This window comes from Pseudomonas salmasensis (genome assembly GCF_014268375.2).
In the GTDB taxonomy this organism is placed as follows: domain Bacteria; phylum Pseudomonadota; class Gammaproteobacteria; order Pseudomonadales; family Pseudomonadaceae; genus Aquipseudomonas; species Aquipseudomonas salmasensis.
In genome coordinates this window covers 1,052,423-1,069,045 of record NZ_CP077083.1, presented here as the reverse complement: position 1 = coordinate 1,069,045, position 16,623 = coordinate 1,052,423, and the positions used below count along the sequence as shown (strand labels likewise).

Annotated in this window: 14 protein-coding genes; all 14 read right to left on the bottom strand. The window is 60.4% G+C overall.

Annotation, left to right across the window (positions count from 1 at the left end; all coding sequences use genetic code 11):
• Positions 1-50: 50 nt before the first annotated feature.
• Positions 51-1,406, bottom strand: coding sequence for an NADH-quinone oxidoreductase subunit NuoF (gene nuoF / locus HU731_RS04450; protein WP_032896666.1), 1,356 nt, complete (start codon positions 1,404-1,406; stop codon positions 51-53).
• Positions 1,403-1,900, bottom strand: coding sequence for an NADH-quinone oxidoreductase subunit NuoE (gene nuoE, locus HU731_RS04445; RefSeq protein ID WP_003174721.1), 498 nt, complete (start codon positions 1,898-1,900; stop codon positions 1,403-1,405). Before nuoE ends, nuoF begins: the two co-directional genes overlap by 4 nt.
• 2 nt (positions 1,901-1,902) lie before the next feature.
• A complete protein-coding gene (gene nuoC, locus HU731_RS04440) occupies positions 1,903-3,687 on the bottom strand; it encodes an NADH-quinone oxidoreductase subunit C/D (RefSeq protein ID WP_003192111.1) in 1,785 nt (594 codons plus the stop codon).
• 71 nt (positions 3,688-3,758) lie between these two features.
• The gene (locus tag HU731_RS04435; RefSeq protein WP_003174719.1) at positions 3,759-4,433 is read right to left on the bottom strand and encodes a NuoB/complex I 20 kDa subunit family protein; all 675 of its coding nucleotides are present in this window, start codon (positions 4,431-4,433) and stop codon (positions 3,759-3,761) included.
• A gap of 10 nt (positions 4,434-4,443) precedes the next feature.
• Positions 4,444-4,857, bottom strand: coding sequence for an NADH-quinone oxidoreductase subunit A (locus tag HU731_RS04430; protein ID WP_003192109.1), 414 nt, complete (start codon positions 4,855-4,857; stop codon positions 4,444-4,446).
• A 657-nt stretch (positions 4,858-5,514) separates the two neighbouring features.
• Positions 5,515-6,840, bottom strand: a complete 1,326-nt coding sequence (aceA, locus tag HU731_RS04425; RefSeq protein ID WP_003174717.1) for an isocitrate lyase — start codon at positions 6,838-6,840, stop codon at positions 5,515-5,517.
• Between the two features lie 494 nt (positions 6,841-7,334).
• Positions 7,335-8,072 carry a secretin N-terminal domain-containing protein gene (locus tag HU731_RS04420; RefSeq protein ID WP_186609199.1) on the bottom strand — a complete coding sequence of 246 codons (738 nt, stop codon included), beginning with the start codon at positions 8,070-8,072 and terminating at the stop codon, positions 7,335-7,337.
• A gap of 210 nt (positions 8,073-8,282) precedes the next feature.
• Positions 8,283-8,705, bottom strand: a complete 423-nt coding sequence (locus tag HU731_RS04415) for a GNAT family N-acetyltransferase (protein WP_056783669.1) — start codon at positions 8,703-8,705, stop codon at positions 8,283-8,285.
• Positions 8,698-9,864: a ribosomal protein uL16 3-hydroxylase gene (locus tag HU731_RS04410; RefSeq protein WP_014718907.1), complete on the bottom strand. Its 1,167-nt coding sequence runs from the start codon at positions 9,862-9,864 to the stop codon at positions 8,698-8,700. The genes HU731_RS04415 and HU731_RS04410 overlap by 8 nt, the downstream gene beginning before the upstream one ends.
• 84 nt (positions 9,865-9,948) lie before the next feature.
• Positions 9,949-11,319, bottom strand: a complete 1,371-nt coding sequence (gene purB, locus HU731_RS04405) for an adenylosuccinate lyase (RefSeq protein WP_186609201.1) — start codon at positions 11,317-11,319, stop codon at positions 9,949-9,951.
• 125 nt (positions 11,320-11,444) lie between these two features.
• Complete coding sequence (gene hflD, locus HU731_RS04400; RefSeq protein ID WP_003192101.1) at positions 11,445-12,068, bottom strand: high frequency lysogenization protein HflD; 624 nt, start codon at positions 12,066-12,068, stop codon at positions 11,445-11,447.
• Positions 12,065-13,189 carry a tRNA 2-thiouridine(34) synthase MnmA gene (mnmA, locus tag HU731_RS04395; RefSeq protein ID WP_186609202.1) on the bottom strand — a complete coding sequence of 375 codons (1,125 nt, stop codon included), beginning with the start codon at positions 13,187-13,189 and terminating at the stop codon, positions 12,065-12,067. Before mnmA ends, hflD begins: the two co-directional genes overlap by 4 nt.
• A 59-nt stretch (positions 13,190-13,248) precedes the next feature.
• Positions 13,249-13,695, bottom strand: coding sequence for an NUDIX hydrolase (locus HU731_RS04390; RefSeq protein ID WP_186609204.1), 447 nt, complete (start codon positions 13,693-13,695; stop codon positions 13,249-13,251).
• Positions 13,696-13,983: 288 nt separating this feature from the next.
• Complete coding sequence (locus HU731_RS04385; RefSeq protein WP_186609206.1) at positions 13,984-16,209, bottom strand: NADP-dependent isocitrate dehydrogenase; 2,226 nt, start codon at positions 16,207-16,209, stop codon at positions 13,984-13,986.
• Positions 16,210-16,623 lie beyond the last annotated feature (414 nt).

Sequence of the window (16,623 nt, the reverse complement as noted above, 5' to 3'; positions counted from 1 at the left end):
CGTCAGCACATGAGCAGGCGAAGGGCACGGACCCTTCGCCTGTTTAAGCGTTATGCGCCGACTACGATCGGCTTCGCCAGAGGCGGGACGGCGGCGCTGGTGGGCGCGATGCCGGCTTCGAACTCCGAGCGGAAGTATTTGATTGCGCTGCCCAATGGCTCCACGGCGCCCGGTGCGTGAGCACAGAAGGTCTTGCCTGGGCCGAGGAAACCGACCAGGCCCAGCAGGGTTTCGATATCACCCTCGCGGCCTTCGCCGTTTTCCAGGGCCATCAGCAGCTTGACGCTCCACGGCAAACCGTCACGGCAGGGGGTGCAGAAGCCGCAGGATTCACGGGCAAAGAACTGCTCCATGTTGCGCAGCAGCGAGACCATGTTCACGGTGTTGTCGACCGCCATTGCCAGGCCGGTACCCATCCGGGTGCCCACCTTGCCGATGCCGCCGGCATACATTTGTGCGTCCAGGTGCTCAGGAAGCAGGAAACCGGTGCCGGCGCCGCCTGGCTGCCAGGCTTTCAAGGTGTAGCCGTCGCGCATGCCGCCGGCGTAGTCCTCGAACAGCTCGCGAGCGGTCACGCCGAACGGCAGCTCCCACAGGCCAGGGTTCTTGACCTTGCCGGAGAAGCCCATGAGCTTGGTGCCCATGTCTTCGCTGCCTTCGCGCGCCAAGGATTTGTACCAGTCCACGCCGTCGGCGATGATCGCCGGCACGTTGCACAGGGTCTCGACGTTGTTCACGCAGGTCGGCTTGCCCCACACGCCCACGGCGGCAGGGAAGGGCGGCTTGGAGCGCGGGTTGGCGCGGCGGCCTTCGAGGGAGTTGATCAGTGCGGTTTCTTCACCGCAGATATAACGCCCGGCGCCGGTGTGCACGAACAGTTCGAAGTCGAAACCGGAACCGAGGATGTTCTTGCCCAGTAGGCCTGCGGCCTTGGCTTCTTCCACGGCGCGGTTCAGGTGCTTGGCGGCGGTGGTGTACTCGCCACGCAGGAAGATGTAGCCGCGGTAGGTCTTGAGCGCACGGGCACTGATCAGCATGCCTTCGATCAGCAGATGGGGCAGTTGCTCCATCAGCATGCGGTCTTTCCAGGTGTTGGGCTCCATTTCATCCGCGTTGCACAGCAGGTAGCGGATGTTGATGGATTCGTCTTTGGGCATCAGGCCCCACTTCACGCCGGTGGGGAAGCCCGCACCGCCGCGGCCCTTGAGGCCGGCGTCCTTCACGGTCTGGACGATATCGTCCTGGGCCATGTCGGCGAAGGCTTTGCGCGCAGCCGCGTAACCGTTCTTGGCCTGGTACTCGTCGAGCCATACCGGCTCGCCGTCGTCACGCAGGCGCCAGGTGAGGGGGTGAGTCTCGGCCGAACGCTTGATCAGGTTGGCCGGGCCGAAGGAAGTCAGGGTCATGGGTAGCCCTCGAGCAATTGGGTAACGCCAGCGGGCTGTACGTCACCGAATGTGTCGTCGTCGATCATCAACGCCGGCGCCTTGTCGCAGTTGCCCAGGCAGCACACCGGCAGCAGCGTGAAGCGGCCGTCCGGGGTGGTCTGGCCGAGGCCGATGCCCAGCTTGTTCTGGATCTCGCTGACCACGGACTCATGGCCGCCGATATAGCAGACCATGCTGTCGCACACGCGAATGATGTGGCGGCCTACCGGCTGGCGGAAGATCTGGCTGTAGAACGTGGCCACGCCTTCAACGTCGCTGGCGGGGATACCGAGGATCTCGCCGATGGCGTAGAGGGCGCCGTCGGGCACCCAGCCACGTTCCTTCTGAACGATCTTCAAGGCTTCGATAGACGCCGCGCGCGGGTCTTCGTAGTGATGCAGCTCGTGCTCGATGGCCGAGCGCTCGGTTTCACTCAAGGTGAAACGGTCTGTCTGGATAAGCGTGCTGTTCATGCTTAGCGGTCCACGTCGGCCATAACGAAATCGATACTACCCAGGTACGCAATCAAGTCCGCGACCATCTCGCCTTTGATCACCGAAGGGATCTGCTGCAAGTGGGCAAAGCTTGGGGTACGAATCCGGGTGCGGTAGCTCATGGTGCCGCCATCGCTCGTCAGGTAATAACTGTTGATACCCTTGGTCGCTTCGATCATCTGGAAGGATTCGTTGGCCGGCATGACCGGGCCCCACGAAACCTGCAGGAAGTGCGTGATCAGGGTTTCGATGTGCTGCAGCGTGCGCTCTTTTGGCGGCGGCGTGGTCAGCGGGTGATCCGCCTTGTACGGGCCGGCCGGCATGTTGCGCATGCACTGCTCGATGATCTTCAGGCTCTGGCGCATTTCTTCGACGCGCACGATGCAACGGTCGTAGGCATCGCCATTGGCCGCCAGCGGTACTTCGAACTCGAAGTTCTCGTAGCCGGAGTACGGGCGCGCTTTACGCAGGTCGAAGTCGCAACCGGTGGAACGCAGGCCGGCACCGGTGACGCCCCATTCCAGGGCCTCTTTGGTGTTGTACTGCGCGACGCCGATGGTGCGGCCTTTGAGGATGCTGTTGTCCAGGGCGGCTTTCTGGTACTCGTCCAGACGCTTGGGCATCCAGTCGATGAATTCCTTGACCAGGCGCTCCCAACCGTTCGGCAGGTCGTGGGCCACGCCGCCGATGCGGTACCAGGCCGGGTGCAGGCGGAAACCGGTGATGGCTTCGATGACTTTGTAGGCGCGCTGACGGTCGGTGAAGGTGAAGAACACCGGGGTCATGGCGCCGACGTCCTGGATATAGGTGCCCAGGAACAGCAGGTGGCTGGTGATGCGGAAGAACTCGGCCATCATGATGCGGATGGTGTCGACGCGGTCTGGCACCTTGATACCGGCCAGCTTCTCGACCGAGAGCACGTACGGCAGGTTGTTCATCACGCCGCCGAGGTAGTCGATACGGTCGGTGTACGGGATGAAGCTGTGCCAGGACTGACGCTCGGCCATCTTCTCGGCACCACGGTGGTGGTAGCCGATGTCCGGGACGCAGTCGACGATTTCTTCGCCGTCCAGTTGCAGGATGATACGGAAGGCACCGTGGGCCGAAGGGTGGTTCGGGCCCAGGTTGAGGAACATGTAGTCCTCGTTGGTGCCGGAGCGCTTCATGCCCCAGTCTTCGGGGCGGAAGCGCGCGGCTTCTTCTTCCAGTTGCTGCTTGGCCAGGTTGAGGCTGAACGGGTCGAATTCGGTGGCGCGGGCAGGGAAGTCCTTGCGCAGCGGGTGACCTTCCCAGGTTGGCGGCATCATGATGCGCGTCAGGTGCGGGTGGCCGGGGAAGTCGATACCGAACATGTCCCAGACTTCACGCTCGTACCAACTGGCGTTCGGCCAGATACCGGTCACGGTCGGGATGCTCAGGTCGCTCTCGCTCAGGGCAACCTTGATCATCACGTCGCTGTTACGTTCCAGCGACATCAGGTGGTAGAACACGGTGAAATCGGCGCCGCTCGGCAGCCCCTGGCGCTTGGTGCGCAGACGCTCGTCCACGCCATGCAGGTCATAGAGCATGACGTACGGCTTGGGCAGGTTGCGCAGGAAGGTCAGGACTTCGACGAGCCTGGCACGCGCCACCCACAGCACCGGCATACCGGTGCGTGTGGCCTGGGCGGTGAAGGCGTCAGGGCCAAAACGGTTATTGAGTTCGACAACCACATCCTGGTCGTCTGCCTTATAAGGCGGGATGTACAGAGCACTGCCTGTAGTCATGGTTTTTTATCGCTTTCGGTCAACGTAAAGAATGAAGCCAGGTTTTCGTTCTATAAAAGAAGCGGGCTGGATCAGACTTCGTCGGGGCTGCGCAGGTTGGTGACTGCGATTCGCTGTTCGCGGCGCTGTTCCTTTTGAGACGGCATCTCGGCGCGATAAACGCCTTGATCACCGACCACCCAGGACAGTGGGCGACGCTCCTTGCCAATAGATTCCTGCAACAGCATCAGGCCTTGAAGGAATGCTTCGGGACGGGGCGGGCAGCCAGGCACGTAGACGTCCACGGGCAGGAACTTGTCCACCCCTTGAACGACCGAGTAGATGTCGTACATGCCACCGGAGTTGGCGCACGAACCCATGGAGATAACCCATTTTGGTTCGAGCATTTGCTCATAGAGACGCTGGATGATCGGCGCCATCTTGATGAAGCAGGTACCGGCGATAACCATGAAATCCGCCTGGCGCGGCGAGGCCCGGATAACTTCGGCGCCAAAGCGCGCGATGTCGTGGGGCGCCGTGAAGGCGGTGGTCATTTCCACGTAGCAGCACGAAAGGCCGAAGTTGTACGGCCACAGGGAGTTTTTACGCCCCCAGTTGACCGCGCCACTCAGCACGTCTTCCAGCTTGCCCATGTAGATGTTTTTGTGGACTTGGTCTTCTAACGGGTCGGAAACGGTTTCCCGCTCGCCGATGGGGTACTGCTCGTTAGGAGCATCCGGGTCGATCCTGGTGAGATTGTATTGCATTGCCAAAGCCTCATTGTTTCAGCTTCGCTTGCCGCTTGCGACGAGCTTCCGGAGCCCAGTCAAGGGCGCCCACTCGGAACAGGTAGACAAGACCTGCCAACAGAATTGCTATGAAAACGAGAGCTTCGACGAATCCGGTCCAGCCGCTTTCGCGGACGGACACAGACCATGCAAAGAGAAAGAGGGCTTCGATATCGAAGATCACGAAGAGCATCGCGACCAGATAGAATTTGGCTGAGAGCCGCAAGCGGGCGCCACCTGTAGGTAGCATGCCGGATTCGAACGGTTCGTTTTTGCTGCGGCCCCAGGCTTTTGACCCGAGGAGGCTGGACACACCGAGCATGAAGGCGCAAAGGCCTACAACACCGAGGAGGAAAATGGCAAAGCCCCAGTTGTGGGCCATGAGTCCTGTCGCGTCGGTCATGCTGGAAATCCTTAACAGAGAGCAAAGGTCTCTGAGCTCGAAAAAGTAACGATGCAGTGACGATATGTCGCACTGCAATCAATCGCGGTGATTTTATGGCTAAACACCGGGCAAGTAAAATTCCCAGGGCGAAATTATTCGGTGGAATAAGCACATAGTGCACCTTCTTGGGGCTGTAGCCCTTGTGGTGTGGGCATTAGCGGGCTTTTCATCAATTATGTTTTGTTTAAGCTGTAACGAAGTTTTCAGGCGCCAAATGATAATGAATATTGTTTGCGGGGGGTGTAAGCGAGTGTTTCTCATGTGGCGCGGGAAGTTACCGTTACTTGCTTGAGTGTCGCTTAGTTGTCGCAACGGTCCTTTTAACCGATTGGGCCTGTGCGGATACCGCTCTGGATCAATGTTTTGCGCAAAAACCCAGCTCATACGCGCGCTCTCTGTAGGAGCGAGCTTGCTCGCGAAAATCGTCAACGATAACGCGGGTAATCAGCCAGCCAGCGGTGCTCTCAGGTTTTTCGCGAGCAAGCTCGCTCCTACAGGGGGGCTATGAGCCTTTTTTTGAGGCAAAAAAAACGCCCCGAACCAGTCGGGGCGTGATTGTTGCGCGGCACTGCGGTTAGGTCTTCCGTGGGGCCGCAGTGGCCGTGTACGCGGTACTTAGTGGAACTGCTCTTCTTCGGTCGAACCGGTCAGCGCGGTCACGGACGAGGTGCCGCCCTGGATCACGGTGGTCATGTCGTCGAAGTAGCCGGTGCCCACTTCCTGCTGGTGCGCCACGAAGGTGTAGCCTTTGGCGGCGTCAGCGAATTCCTGCTCCTGCAGCTTCACGTAGGCAGTCATGTCGTTGCGGGCGTAGTCGTGCGCCAGGTTGAACATGCTGTGCCACATGTTGTGGATACCCGCCAGGGTGATGAACTGGTGCTTGTAGCCCATGGCCGACAGTTCGCGCTGGAACTTGGCGATGGTCGCGTCGTCCAGGTTCTTCTTCCAGTTGAAGGAAGGCGAGCAGTTGTAGGACAGCAGTTGGTCCGGGTATTCCTTCTTGATCGCTTCGGCAAAGCGGCGTGCTTCGTCCAGGTCTGGCTTGGCGGTTTCGCACCAGATCAGGTCGGCGTACGGCGCGTAGGCCAGGCCACGGGCGATGGCCTGATCGAGGCCGGCGCGCACTTTATAGAAGCCCTCCTGGGTACGTTCGCCAGTGACGAACGGCTGGTCGTACGGGTCGCAGTCCGACGTCAGCAGGTCTGCTGCGTTGGCGTCGGTACGGGCCAGGATGATGGTCGGCGTACCGGCCACGTCAGCAGCCAGGCGAGCGGCGGTCAGCTTCTGTACGGCTTCCTGGGTCGGTACCAGTACCTTGCCGCCCATGTGGCCGCATTTTTTCACCGAGGCCAGTTGGTCTTCGAAGTGCACGCCGGCAGCGCCTGCCTCGATCATGCTCTTCATCAGTTCGTAGGCGTTGAGTACGCCACCGAAACCGGCTTCGGCGTCGGCCACGATTGGCGCGAAGTAGTCGATGTAGCCTTCATCGCCCGGGTTCTTGCCGGCTTTCCACTGGATCTGGTCGGCGCGACGGAACGAGTTGTTGATGCGCTTGACCACGGTTGGTACCGAGTCCACCGGGTACAGCGATTGGTCGGGGTACATGGATTCAGCGGAGTTGTTGTCCGCTGCCACTTGCCAGCCGGACAGGTAGATCGCCTGGATACCGGCTTTTACCTGCTGGACTGCCTGGCCGCCAGTGAGGGCGCCCATGCAGTTGACGAAATCTTTGTCGGGACGGAAAGAAGGCTTGGCACCTTGGGTGACCAGGTTCCACAGCTTCTCGGCGCCGAGTTTTGCAAAGGTGTGCTCAGGTTGGACCGAGCCACGCAGGCGGACGACGTCAGCAGCGGAATAAGCGCGGGTTACGCCTTTCCAGCGTGGGTTTTCAGCCCAATCTTTTTCAAGGGCTGCAATTTGCTGTTCGCGTGTCAGTGCCATGGGGAAAAACCTCGTCGCGTCTTGTTTGAAGTATCCGTTTGCCAGCCCGGCATTCGTTGCCTGGGTAGGGTTGCTCGCTGACCAGAAGCTTTGGTGTTCAAGTCAAATCTGACGGAGGTAGGCGACGGGATGAACGATGGGGCTCAAAGGGGGAGTTGAGCAGGTAAGGGCAAACTGCGAACGGTCTTCGGGCGTCGTGGGCCTTTGTACGATCCATCAGTGTGTAGCCGGGTTACCTGGTTAGCTTCCGTCCCTCGGGACAACTTCGTTCCAGTCGCAACCAACGTCAAACACACCTTGTGGGTGGTACAGACACGAATCGGCTCAGGTGGGTAGCTTAGAGCGGCGATCCGAAGGCCCTAGCCAGGGCCTCTGATTAGCGGGAGCGAGGCCATCATGCCCATGCTTTTTTGGCTCGTCAAATGTTTTGTAGTGCTTTTTTTCAAGCACTACATCTTTAGTCTAATGCGACTTGCCAGTCAGTTTTCGGTGCTTCAGTTCAGGGTGTCGACCTTGACCCGTAAAGTCAGGTCATCGCGGCCCTGAGTAGAGTAGCTGCGGGTTGTAGAGGATTTGTCCGCCTGGGTTTCACGATTGATGCCGGCCAGGGGGATCCACTCACCCAGGCGGCCGCTGACGGTTGTGTCGGTGCTTTGCACGTTCACTACATCGGGACGTTCCTGGCTCATCCGGTCACGGTTGGTACTGATAGCCAGGTGCACGGTCTCGCCAGTGACGCTGGCGGTCACGTAAAAGCCCTGGGTGACGTTGCGATACTGGGTCTGGTTCTGCAGGCGGCCATAGCTGTCCTGCTGCGTGGTGGTCAGCGGCACGCTCTGGCCGACCTGGATCAGCGCGGGTACGCCTTCGCTGGCCTGGATCTGCTGCACGCCGCCGTCGCGGCTGGCAGTGCCGTAGCTGATGATGCGGGTCTGGCTGTCACCGCTGTTCTGCTGGTTGTTCTCGTTGGTGTCGACGGTGATCAGCAAGCGTTTGGCCGGTGTGTCCAATTGGCCGAGCAGTGCGCGCAAGCCCTCGATTTTGGCGGGCTCGGCGTTAACGATAAGCTGGTTGCCGTAGGCGCTGACGGTGCCGTCCTTGCCGATGAAGTTTTGCGCGACCGGCAACAGGTCGGTGCTGGTGCGGTTGTTCAGGTTGACGACTTCGGTGGCGGCCATGGCGCAAGCGCTGACGGTCATCAGGAGGGCGGTGAGCAGGGTGCGTAGGGACATGTCCGTTATCTCTGCGAGTCATTTGCTTGATAGTGCCAGTTTGTCGGCCTGGCAGGGTGCAAGTTGAATCGTAGACGGCAAAATGCCCTGGCATGGCAGGGCATTAGGGTGTTGCTGAAATAGCTATCGCAGGCAACCCAGCTCCCACACTTGGAATGCATTCACATGTGGGAGCTGGCTTGCCTGCGATAAAGGCGACGCGGTCTCAAATCAGCTATCGCGCACCATATCCACATGCGGAATCCCGACTTCAAGAAACTCATCGCTGACAATCTTGAAACCCAGTCGCTCATAGAACGGCGCCGCATACACCTGCGCACTCAGGAACTGCCGGGTCTGGCCACGTTGCTCGGCCACGCCAATCACTGTTTCCATCAGCTTGTCGCCGACTTTCAGCCCGCGCCAGTCCTTGAGCACCGATACGCGACCAATCTCGCCGCTGGGCAGCAGTCGAGCAGTGCCAATCGGGAAATCGCCTTCGAATGCCAGAAAATGCACCGCATCGGCATCGTCCGCGTCCCACTCCAGTTCAGGCGGGACCGATTGTTCAGCGATAAATACCGCTTCACGAATGCGCCGAATCTCGTCGATATCCTTTCGCCAGTCCGCGACACTTACGTGAATTTTATTCATCCGCAAACCCCAGGCTGCCTTGCTTGACCAGTTCGCACAGCAGGTCGCGACCGTCTTCGTCGGCCAGCCACTCGCCCAGGTTTTCGCTGTGCAGTGCATCGGCCGAGCACACCAGCTTCAGCAGTTCACGCAGTTTGCCTGGCAGGTAACGGCTCTGGCCGCTGGCGAACAGCAGTACGTCGTCGTCCACTTCGGACCAGGCCAGGCGTGCGCTTGGGTTGCGCACCAGGATCGCGCCGTCTTGCAGGCTGTTGATGAAGTCTTCTTCGCCCAACTCTTCGCCGGCCACCAGTTCCGGGTAGCGTGGCTCGGTCATGAACTGGCCGAACCAGGTCAACAGCATGCGCTCATCGCTCATGTGCTCGGCGAGCAGGCCCTTGAGGCGGTCCAGTGCGTCGCCCTGGATCTGGTGCGGGTCGCTGACCGGCTGGGCGTCGGCGTCGGTGTAGCGCTCTTCGTCGGTCAGGTACTGGCTGAGGAAGTCGGTGAAGTGGGTCAGCACTTCAGCGGCGCTCGGCGCGCGGAAGCCCACGGAATAGGTCATGCAGTCATCTTCGGCAATGCCGAAATGGGCCAGGCGTGGCGGCAGGTAGAGCATGTCGCCCGGTTCCAGTACCCATTCGGCGCTTTCTTCGAATTCGGCGAGGATGCGCAGGTCGGCGTGTTGCAGCAACGGGCTTTCGGAGTTGCACATCTGGCCGATCTTCCAGTTGCGCTTGCCTTGGGCTTGCAGCAGGAACACATCGTAGTTATCGAAATGCGGGCCGACGCTGCCACCCGGCGCGGCGAAGCTGATCATCACATCATCGATACGCCAGCTCGGCAGGAAGCGGAAGTGCTCCAGCAGCTCGGCCACTTCCGGCACGAACTGGTCGACCGCCTGCACCAGCAGGGTCCACTCACGCTCGGGCAGGGTGCTGAAAGCGTCTTCGGCGAACGGGCCGCGGCGCAGTTCCCACGGGCGCTCGCCGTGTTCGATCACCAGGCGCGACTCGACTTCTTCTTCCAGGGCCAGGCCTGCCAGTTCGTCGGCGTCGATCGGGCTTTCGAAGTCAGGGATGGCCTGGCGGATCAGCAGCGGTTTTTTCTGCCAGTAGTCGCGCAGGAATTCCCGTGCCGTGATGCCGCCCAGAAGTTGAAGAGGGATATCAGGATTCATGTGTAACCTATTGAAAAAAAGCACTTTTAAGACAGGAATAAAAACGCCCGGCGCGGCCGGGCGTCTCAAAGGAGCTTGCTTGGATCAGATGCGCTTGGCTTGCTCTACAGCGTTGCCGATGTAGTTGGCCGGGGTGAGCAGTTTCAGCTCGGCCTTGGCCGCAGCTGGCATGTCCAGGCCGTCGATGAAAGTTTGCAGCGCTTCGGGGCTGATGCCCTTGCCGCGCGTCAATTCTTTCAGCTTCTCGTAGGGGTTTTCGATGTTGTAGCGGCGCATCACGGTCTGGATCGGCTCGGCCAGTACTTCCCAGCACGCGTCCAGGTCAGCGGCAATCTTCTGCTCGTTGAGCTCCAGCTTGCTGATGCCTTTGAGGCTGGCTTCGTACGCGATCACGCTGTGGGCAAAGCCCACGCCGAGGTTGCGCAGTACAGTGGAGTCGGTCAGGTCGCGCTGCCAGCGAGAGATCGGCAACTTGCTGGCCAGGTGCTGGAACAGGGCGTTGGCGATACCCAGGTTGCCTTCGGAGTTTTCGAAGTCGATCGGGTTGACCTTGTGCGGCATGGTCGACGAACCGATTTCGCCGGCAATGGTGCGCTGCTTGAAGTAGCCCAGGGAGATGTAACCCCAGATATCGCGATCGAAATCGATCAGGATGGTGTTGAAGCGTGCAATCGCGTCGAACAGCTCGGCGATGTAGTCGTGCGGTTCGATCTGCGTGGTGTAGGGGTTGAAGCCCAGGCCCAGCTCGTCTTCGATGAAGGCGCGGGCGTTGGCTTCCCAGTCGATCTCAGGATAGGCCGACAGGTGGGCGTTGTAGTTGCCTACGGCGCCGTTGATCTTGCCCAGCAATGGCACGGCGGCGACTTGGGCGATCTGGCGCTCCAGGCGGTACACCACGTTGGCCAGTTCTTTGCCCAGGGTGGTTGGCGAGGCCGGCTGGCCATGGGTGCGCGACAGCATCGGCACGCCAGCGAAACGGATCGCCAGCTCGCGGATGGCTTCGGCAGTCTGGCGCATCAGTGGCAGCATCACGTCATCACGGCCTTCGCGCAGCATCAGGGCGTGGGACAGGTTGTTGATGTCCTCGCTGGTGCAGGCAAAGTGGATGAACTCGCTGACCTGGGCCAGCTCCGGCAACTGAGCCGCTTGCTCTTTGAGCAGGTATTCGATGGCTTTGACGTCGTGGTTGGTGGTGCGCTCGATCTCTTTCACACGCTCGGCGTGCTCCAGGGAGAAGTTTTCCGCCAAGGTGTTCAATACAGCGTTGGCCTCGGCGGAAAACGCCGGCACTTCGCTGATGGCAGCGTGAGCGGCCAGGCGCTGGAGCCAGCGCACTTCAACCAGGACACGGGCACGGATCAGGCCGTACTCGCTGAAAATAGGGCGCAGGGCCTGGGTTTTGCCGGCGTAGCGGCCGTCAACAGGGGAAACCGCAGTGAGCGAAGAGAGCTGCATGGGGTGTTCTCGGACAGTCGGGCAACGAAATGGGGCGCGTATCATACATGAAAAAATCCGCCGGTCCGTCGCCAACTGACCGGCGTATTACGCGTAATGGCTTGAAAACAGCCTGCTGGTGCGACTTATTCGTTGCGCATCAACGGGTAAAGCTCTTTGAGCAATTTGCGCCGGCTGATCACCAACTGCCAGCGATGACCGCCCAGCTGGCGCCACAAGCGTGCCGAACGAATACCGGCCAGCAGCAATGCGCGGATTTTCGACGCGTTGTTGGGTTGTTGCAGGTTGCGCATATCGCCGTGCACCTGGATGCGCTGGCGCAGGGTGCTCAAGGTGTCCTGGTACAGCGCACCACAGGCTGCGATCACGTTTTCGTGGGCAGGGCCGAAGTGTTCTACCTGGGACTGGATCTGCGGCAGGCGCTTGCCGATGGTGTCCAGCAGGTCGTCGCGCTTGGCCAACTGGCGCTCAAGGCCAAGCATCGACAGGGCGTAGCGCAACGGCTCGCGCTGCAAGGTGCTGGGGTCGCGCTCCAGGGCGCCGATCAGGGCGCGATAGCCTTCACGCAGGGCCAGGTCGTCGCCGCCGTAAACCTCAAGGGTGTCCTTGGGGTCGCGGATCAGCAGGCTGCCGAGCATGCAGGTCAGGCCGGCTTCGGTGACCTGGCCGGTCTTGGCGATCTTGTCCACCAGTACCGCAGCGAGAAACACACCGCCAAGGGCCGTCAATTGCTCCTGGGTCGGGCTCATGCCGGGTTGCTCCAGGCTTGCGCGACTTCAATCACGCCGCCGCCCAGGCAGATTTCACCGTCATAGAACACCACGGACTGGCCAGGGGTGACCGCGCGTTGCGGGTCATCGAAGGTGGCGCGGTAACCGGTGGCGGTCTTTTCCAGGGTGCAGGGCTGGTCGCTCTGGCGATAACGCACTTTGGCGGTCAAGCGGCGCGGGGTGCTCAAGTCGATAGGGTTGACCCAGTAGATCTCGGAAGCGAGCAGGGCGCCGGAGAACAGCAGCGGGTGCTCATTGCCTTGGCCGACCACCAGCACGTTGTTTTCCAGGTCTTTGACCAGCACGTACCACGGCTCTTCACCTGCGTCCTTCAGGCCGCCAATGCCCAGGCCCTGGCGCTGGCCGATGGTGTGGTACATCAGGCCATGGTGGCGGCCGATCACTTCACCGTCGGTGGTCTTGATCTCGCCCGGTTGCGCGGGCAGGTATTGCTTGAGGAAATCGCTGAAGCGACGCTCGCCGATAAAGCAGATGCCGGTGGAATCTTTCTTCTTGGCGGTGGCCAGGCCATGTTTCTCGGCGATCTTGCGCACTTCGGGCTTTTCCAGCTCGCCGACCGGGAACAGGGTCTTGGCGATCTGTTCGCCGCCCACGGCGTGCAGGAAGTAGCTCTGGTCCTTGTTCGGGTCCAGGCCCTTGAGCAATTCGGTGCGGCCATCGATATCGCGGCGGCGCACGTAGTGGCCGGTAGCTATCAGGTCGGCGCCGAGCATCATGGCGTAGTCAAGGAACGCCTTGAACTTGATTTCGCGGTTGCACAGGATATCCGGGTTCGGCGTGCGGCCGGCCTTGTATTCAGCCAGGAAGTGCTCGAACACGTTGTCCCAGTACTCGGCGGCGAAGTTGGCGGTGTGCAGCTTGATGCCGATCTTGTCGCACACGGCCTGGGCGTCCGCCAGGTCGTCCATGGCGGTGCAGTATTCCGTTCCATCGTCTTCTTCCCAGTTCTTCATGAACAGGCCTTCCACCTCATAACCCTGCTCCATGAGCAGAACGGCGGAAACGGAAGAGTCCACGCCGCCGGACATGCCGACGATGACGCGCTTCTTTTGTGTGTCAGAAGGGGCTGTATCACGCATAGGGTTTCAACGGGTGTCTTGAAAAAGGACGCGATTCTAGCAGGCCTGGGCCCGCAAGGCTAAAGAGAAGGGCGGATCAATTCGAGGCTGTGGCGCTGGCCGGCCAGATAATCATCGATGCAGCGGATGATCAGCTCACTGCGCCAGTCGTCGCGCACGGCCATCAGCTCGTCACGGGTTAGCCAGCGGGCGCGCAGGATGCCTTCGTCCAGTTGGTAGCCCGGGTGGTGTTTCAGGGCCTTGGCGATAAAGCAGACCCGTTGATAGGTCACGCCGTTGCTGGGTGCGGTGTACAGGTAGATGCCGACGATGCCGGTAGCTTCCACGTCCCAGCCGGTTTCTTCCAGCGTCTCGCGCACGGCGGCTTCGGTCAGGGTTTCGTTCGGGTCCAGATGGCCGGCGGGCTGGTTGAGCACGGCGCGGCCGCCCTTGAGTTCTTCGACCATCAGGAACTTGCCGTTGTCTTCGACGATGGTGGCGACGGTGATGTGGGGGAGCCAGGTCATTGCAAGCCTCGGTATCTGGAAGGTGGCACGGTCAATGTGGGAGCTGGCTTGCCTTGATGCCAGTCAATTAAGGCTTTTTTGTAGGAGCGAGCTTGCTCGCGAAAAATTCAAAGGCGCCGCGTTCATTCAGTAAGCACGCGTTATCGTTGACGTTTTTCGCGAGCAAGCTCGCTCCTACAGACTGCAATCGCAGGCAAGCCAGCTCCCACATTTGATTAGGTTTCTTCAATGAAGCCCCGAAACAGAAACCCCGGCACTTGGCCGGGGCTTCTTTGCATCCTTACAACCTTACTTCAACTTGGCAATTGCCGCATTGAGGGTGTTGCTTGGGCGCATGGCTTTGCTGGTCAGCTCTGGGTTCGGTGCGTAGTAGCCGCCGATGTCCACTGGCTTGCCCTGTACGGCGTTGAGTTCGGCAACGATGGTTGCTTCGTTCTCGGCCAGGGTTTTGGCCAGTTCGCCAAACTGCGCTTGCAGTGCAGTGTCTTCGGTCTGGGCGGCCAGGGCTTGTGCCCAGTACAGCGCCAGGTAGAAGTGGCTGCCGCGGTTGTCGATGTTGCCGACTTTGCGCGATGGCGACTTGTTGTTGTCCAGGAACTGCCCAGTGGCTTGGTCCAGGGTCTTGGACAGCACCAGGGCTTTCGGGTTGTTGTATGTCACACCCAAATGCTCAAGGGAGGCGGCCAGGGCCAGGAACTCGCCCAAAGAATCCCAGCGCAGGAAGTTTTCTTCCAGCAGTTGCTGCACGTGTTTTGGAGCCGAGCCGCCAGCGCCGGTTTCGAACAGGCCGCCACCGTTCATCAGCGGCACGATCGACAGCATCTTGGCGCTGGTGCCCAGTTCCATGATCGGGAACAGGTCGGTCAGGTAGTCGCGCAGTACGTTGCCGGTCACCGAGATGGTGTCCAGGCCCTTGCGGGTGCGCTCCAGGGTGAACTTCATCGCATCGACCGGGGCCATGATGCGGATGTCCAGGCCTTCGGTGTTGTGGTCTTTGAGGTAAGCCTGAACTTTCTCGACGACTACACCATCGTGGGCGCGCTTAGGGTCCAGCCAGAAGATGGCCGGGGTGTTGCTGGCGCGGGCACGGTTGACGGCGAGCTTGACCCAGTCCTGGATCGGCGCGTCTTTGGTCTGGCACATACGGAAGATGTCGCCGGCTTCGACGTTCTGTTCCATCAGCAGGTTGCCCTGGCTGTCGGTGACGCGGACAACGCCGTCAGCCTTGATCTGGAAGGTCTTGTCGTGGGAGCCGTACTCTTCGGCTTTCTTGGCCATCAGGCCAACGTTTGGCACGCTGCCCATGGTGGTTGGGTCGAAGGCGCCATGGGCCTTGCAGTCTTCGATGACCGCCTGGTAGATGGTGGCGTAGCAGCGATCCGGGATCACAGCCTTGGTGTCGTGCAGTTGGCCGTCGGTGCCCCACATCTTGCCGGAGTCGCGGATCATCGCTGGCATCGAGGCGTCGACGATCACGTCGCTCGGCACGTGCAGGTTGGTGATGCCTTTGTCGGAGTTGACCATCGCCAGGGCAGGGCGCGCGGCGTAGACCGCCTGGATGTCGGCTTCGATCTGCGCTTGCTGGTCGGCCGGCAGGGCCTTGATGCGGGCGTACAGGTCGCCGATGCCGTTGTTCAGGTTGAAGCCGATCCGCTCAAGCAACGGGGCGTGCTTGGCCAGGGCGTCTTTATAGAACTCGGCAACGATCTGGCCGAACATGATCGGGTCGGAGACCTTCATCATGGTGGCTTTCAAGTGAACCGACAGCAGCACGCCTTGCTTCTTGGCGTCTTCGATTTCAGCGGCGATGAAGCTGCGCAGGGCTTTCTTGCTCAGCACGGCGGTGTCGATGATTTCGCCGGCTTGTACGTTGGTCTTTTCCTTCAGGACGGTGGTGGTGCCGTCCTTTGCAACCAGCGCAATTTTGACAGCGTCAGCGGCTTCGATCTGCGCGGCTTTTTCGCTGCCGTAGAAGTCGCCGTTGTTCATGTGGGCAATGTGCGACTTGGAGTCGGCGGCCCAGGCGCCCATCTTGTGCGGGTGCTTGCGTGCGTAGTTCTTGACCGACAGCGGTGCGCGACGGTCGGAGTTGCCTTCGCGCAGTACCGGGTTCACGGCGCTGCCCTTGACCTTGTCGTAACGTGCACGGGTTTCTTTTTCCGCGTCGGTGGTTACGGTTTCAGGGTAGTCCGGCAGGGCGTAGCCCTGGGCCTGCAGTTCCTTGATCGCGGCTTGCAGCTGCGGGGTCGAGGCGCTGATGTTGGGAAGCTTGATGATGTTGGCTTCAGGCGTAACGGCCAGGTCGCCCAGTTCGGCGAGGTGGTCCGGGATGGCCTTGGTGCCCAGTTGCTCGGGGAAGCTTGCGAGGATGCGCCCGGCGAGGGAAATGTCGCGGGTTTCCACGGCAATATCAGCGGAAGCGGTGAAGGCCTCTACGATAGGCAGCAGTGAATAGGTGGCGAGGGCTGGGGCTTCGTCGGTGAAGGTGTAGATGATCTTCGAGCGGGTGGGCATATTCGGATTAACTCTCTTCTTTGCTGAAAGCGTGCGCAGAAACTCGAGATGCGCCGGGTAGAGCGCGTTCGTTCAAAGTCATCCATGAGCGAAATGTCGAGGTTTCTTCGCGGTGATGTTGGTTTGCATCAGTCGAGCGTCAAGCGGGTGGGCTATGGTAATAGTCCGGCTTTCTGGCGAAAGGCTACGTTCTAGAGCGGTCCGCCGTCGTGACTCTTTGGTCAGCGGCGGCATTATACATAGGTCGCTATGCTTACGCTGAGCCTTCATGAAAAAGGAGGCTCGTCCATTGGTCTAAAGGTCGCAGGTGCACGGGGTGGTGGGATGTGCTCAAGATTGGCGCTTTTCCCTTTGCTTTCAGGCTTGTAGGCCACCCAATATGCTGTTTTCGATGCAAATGAGCATGGCGTGAGG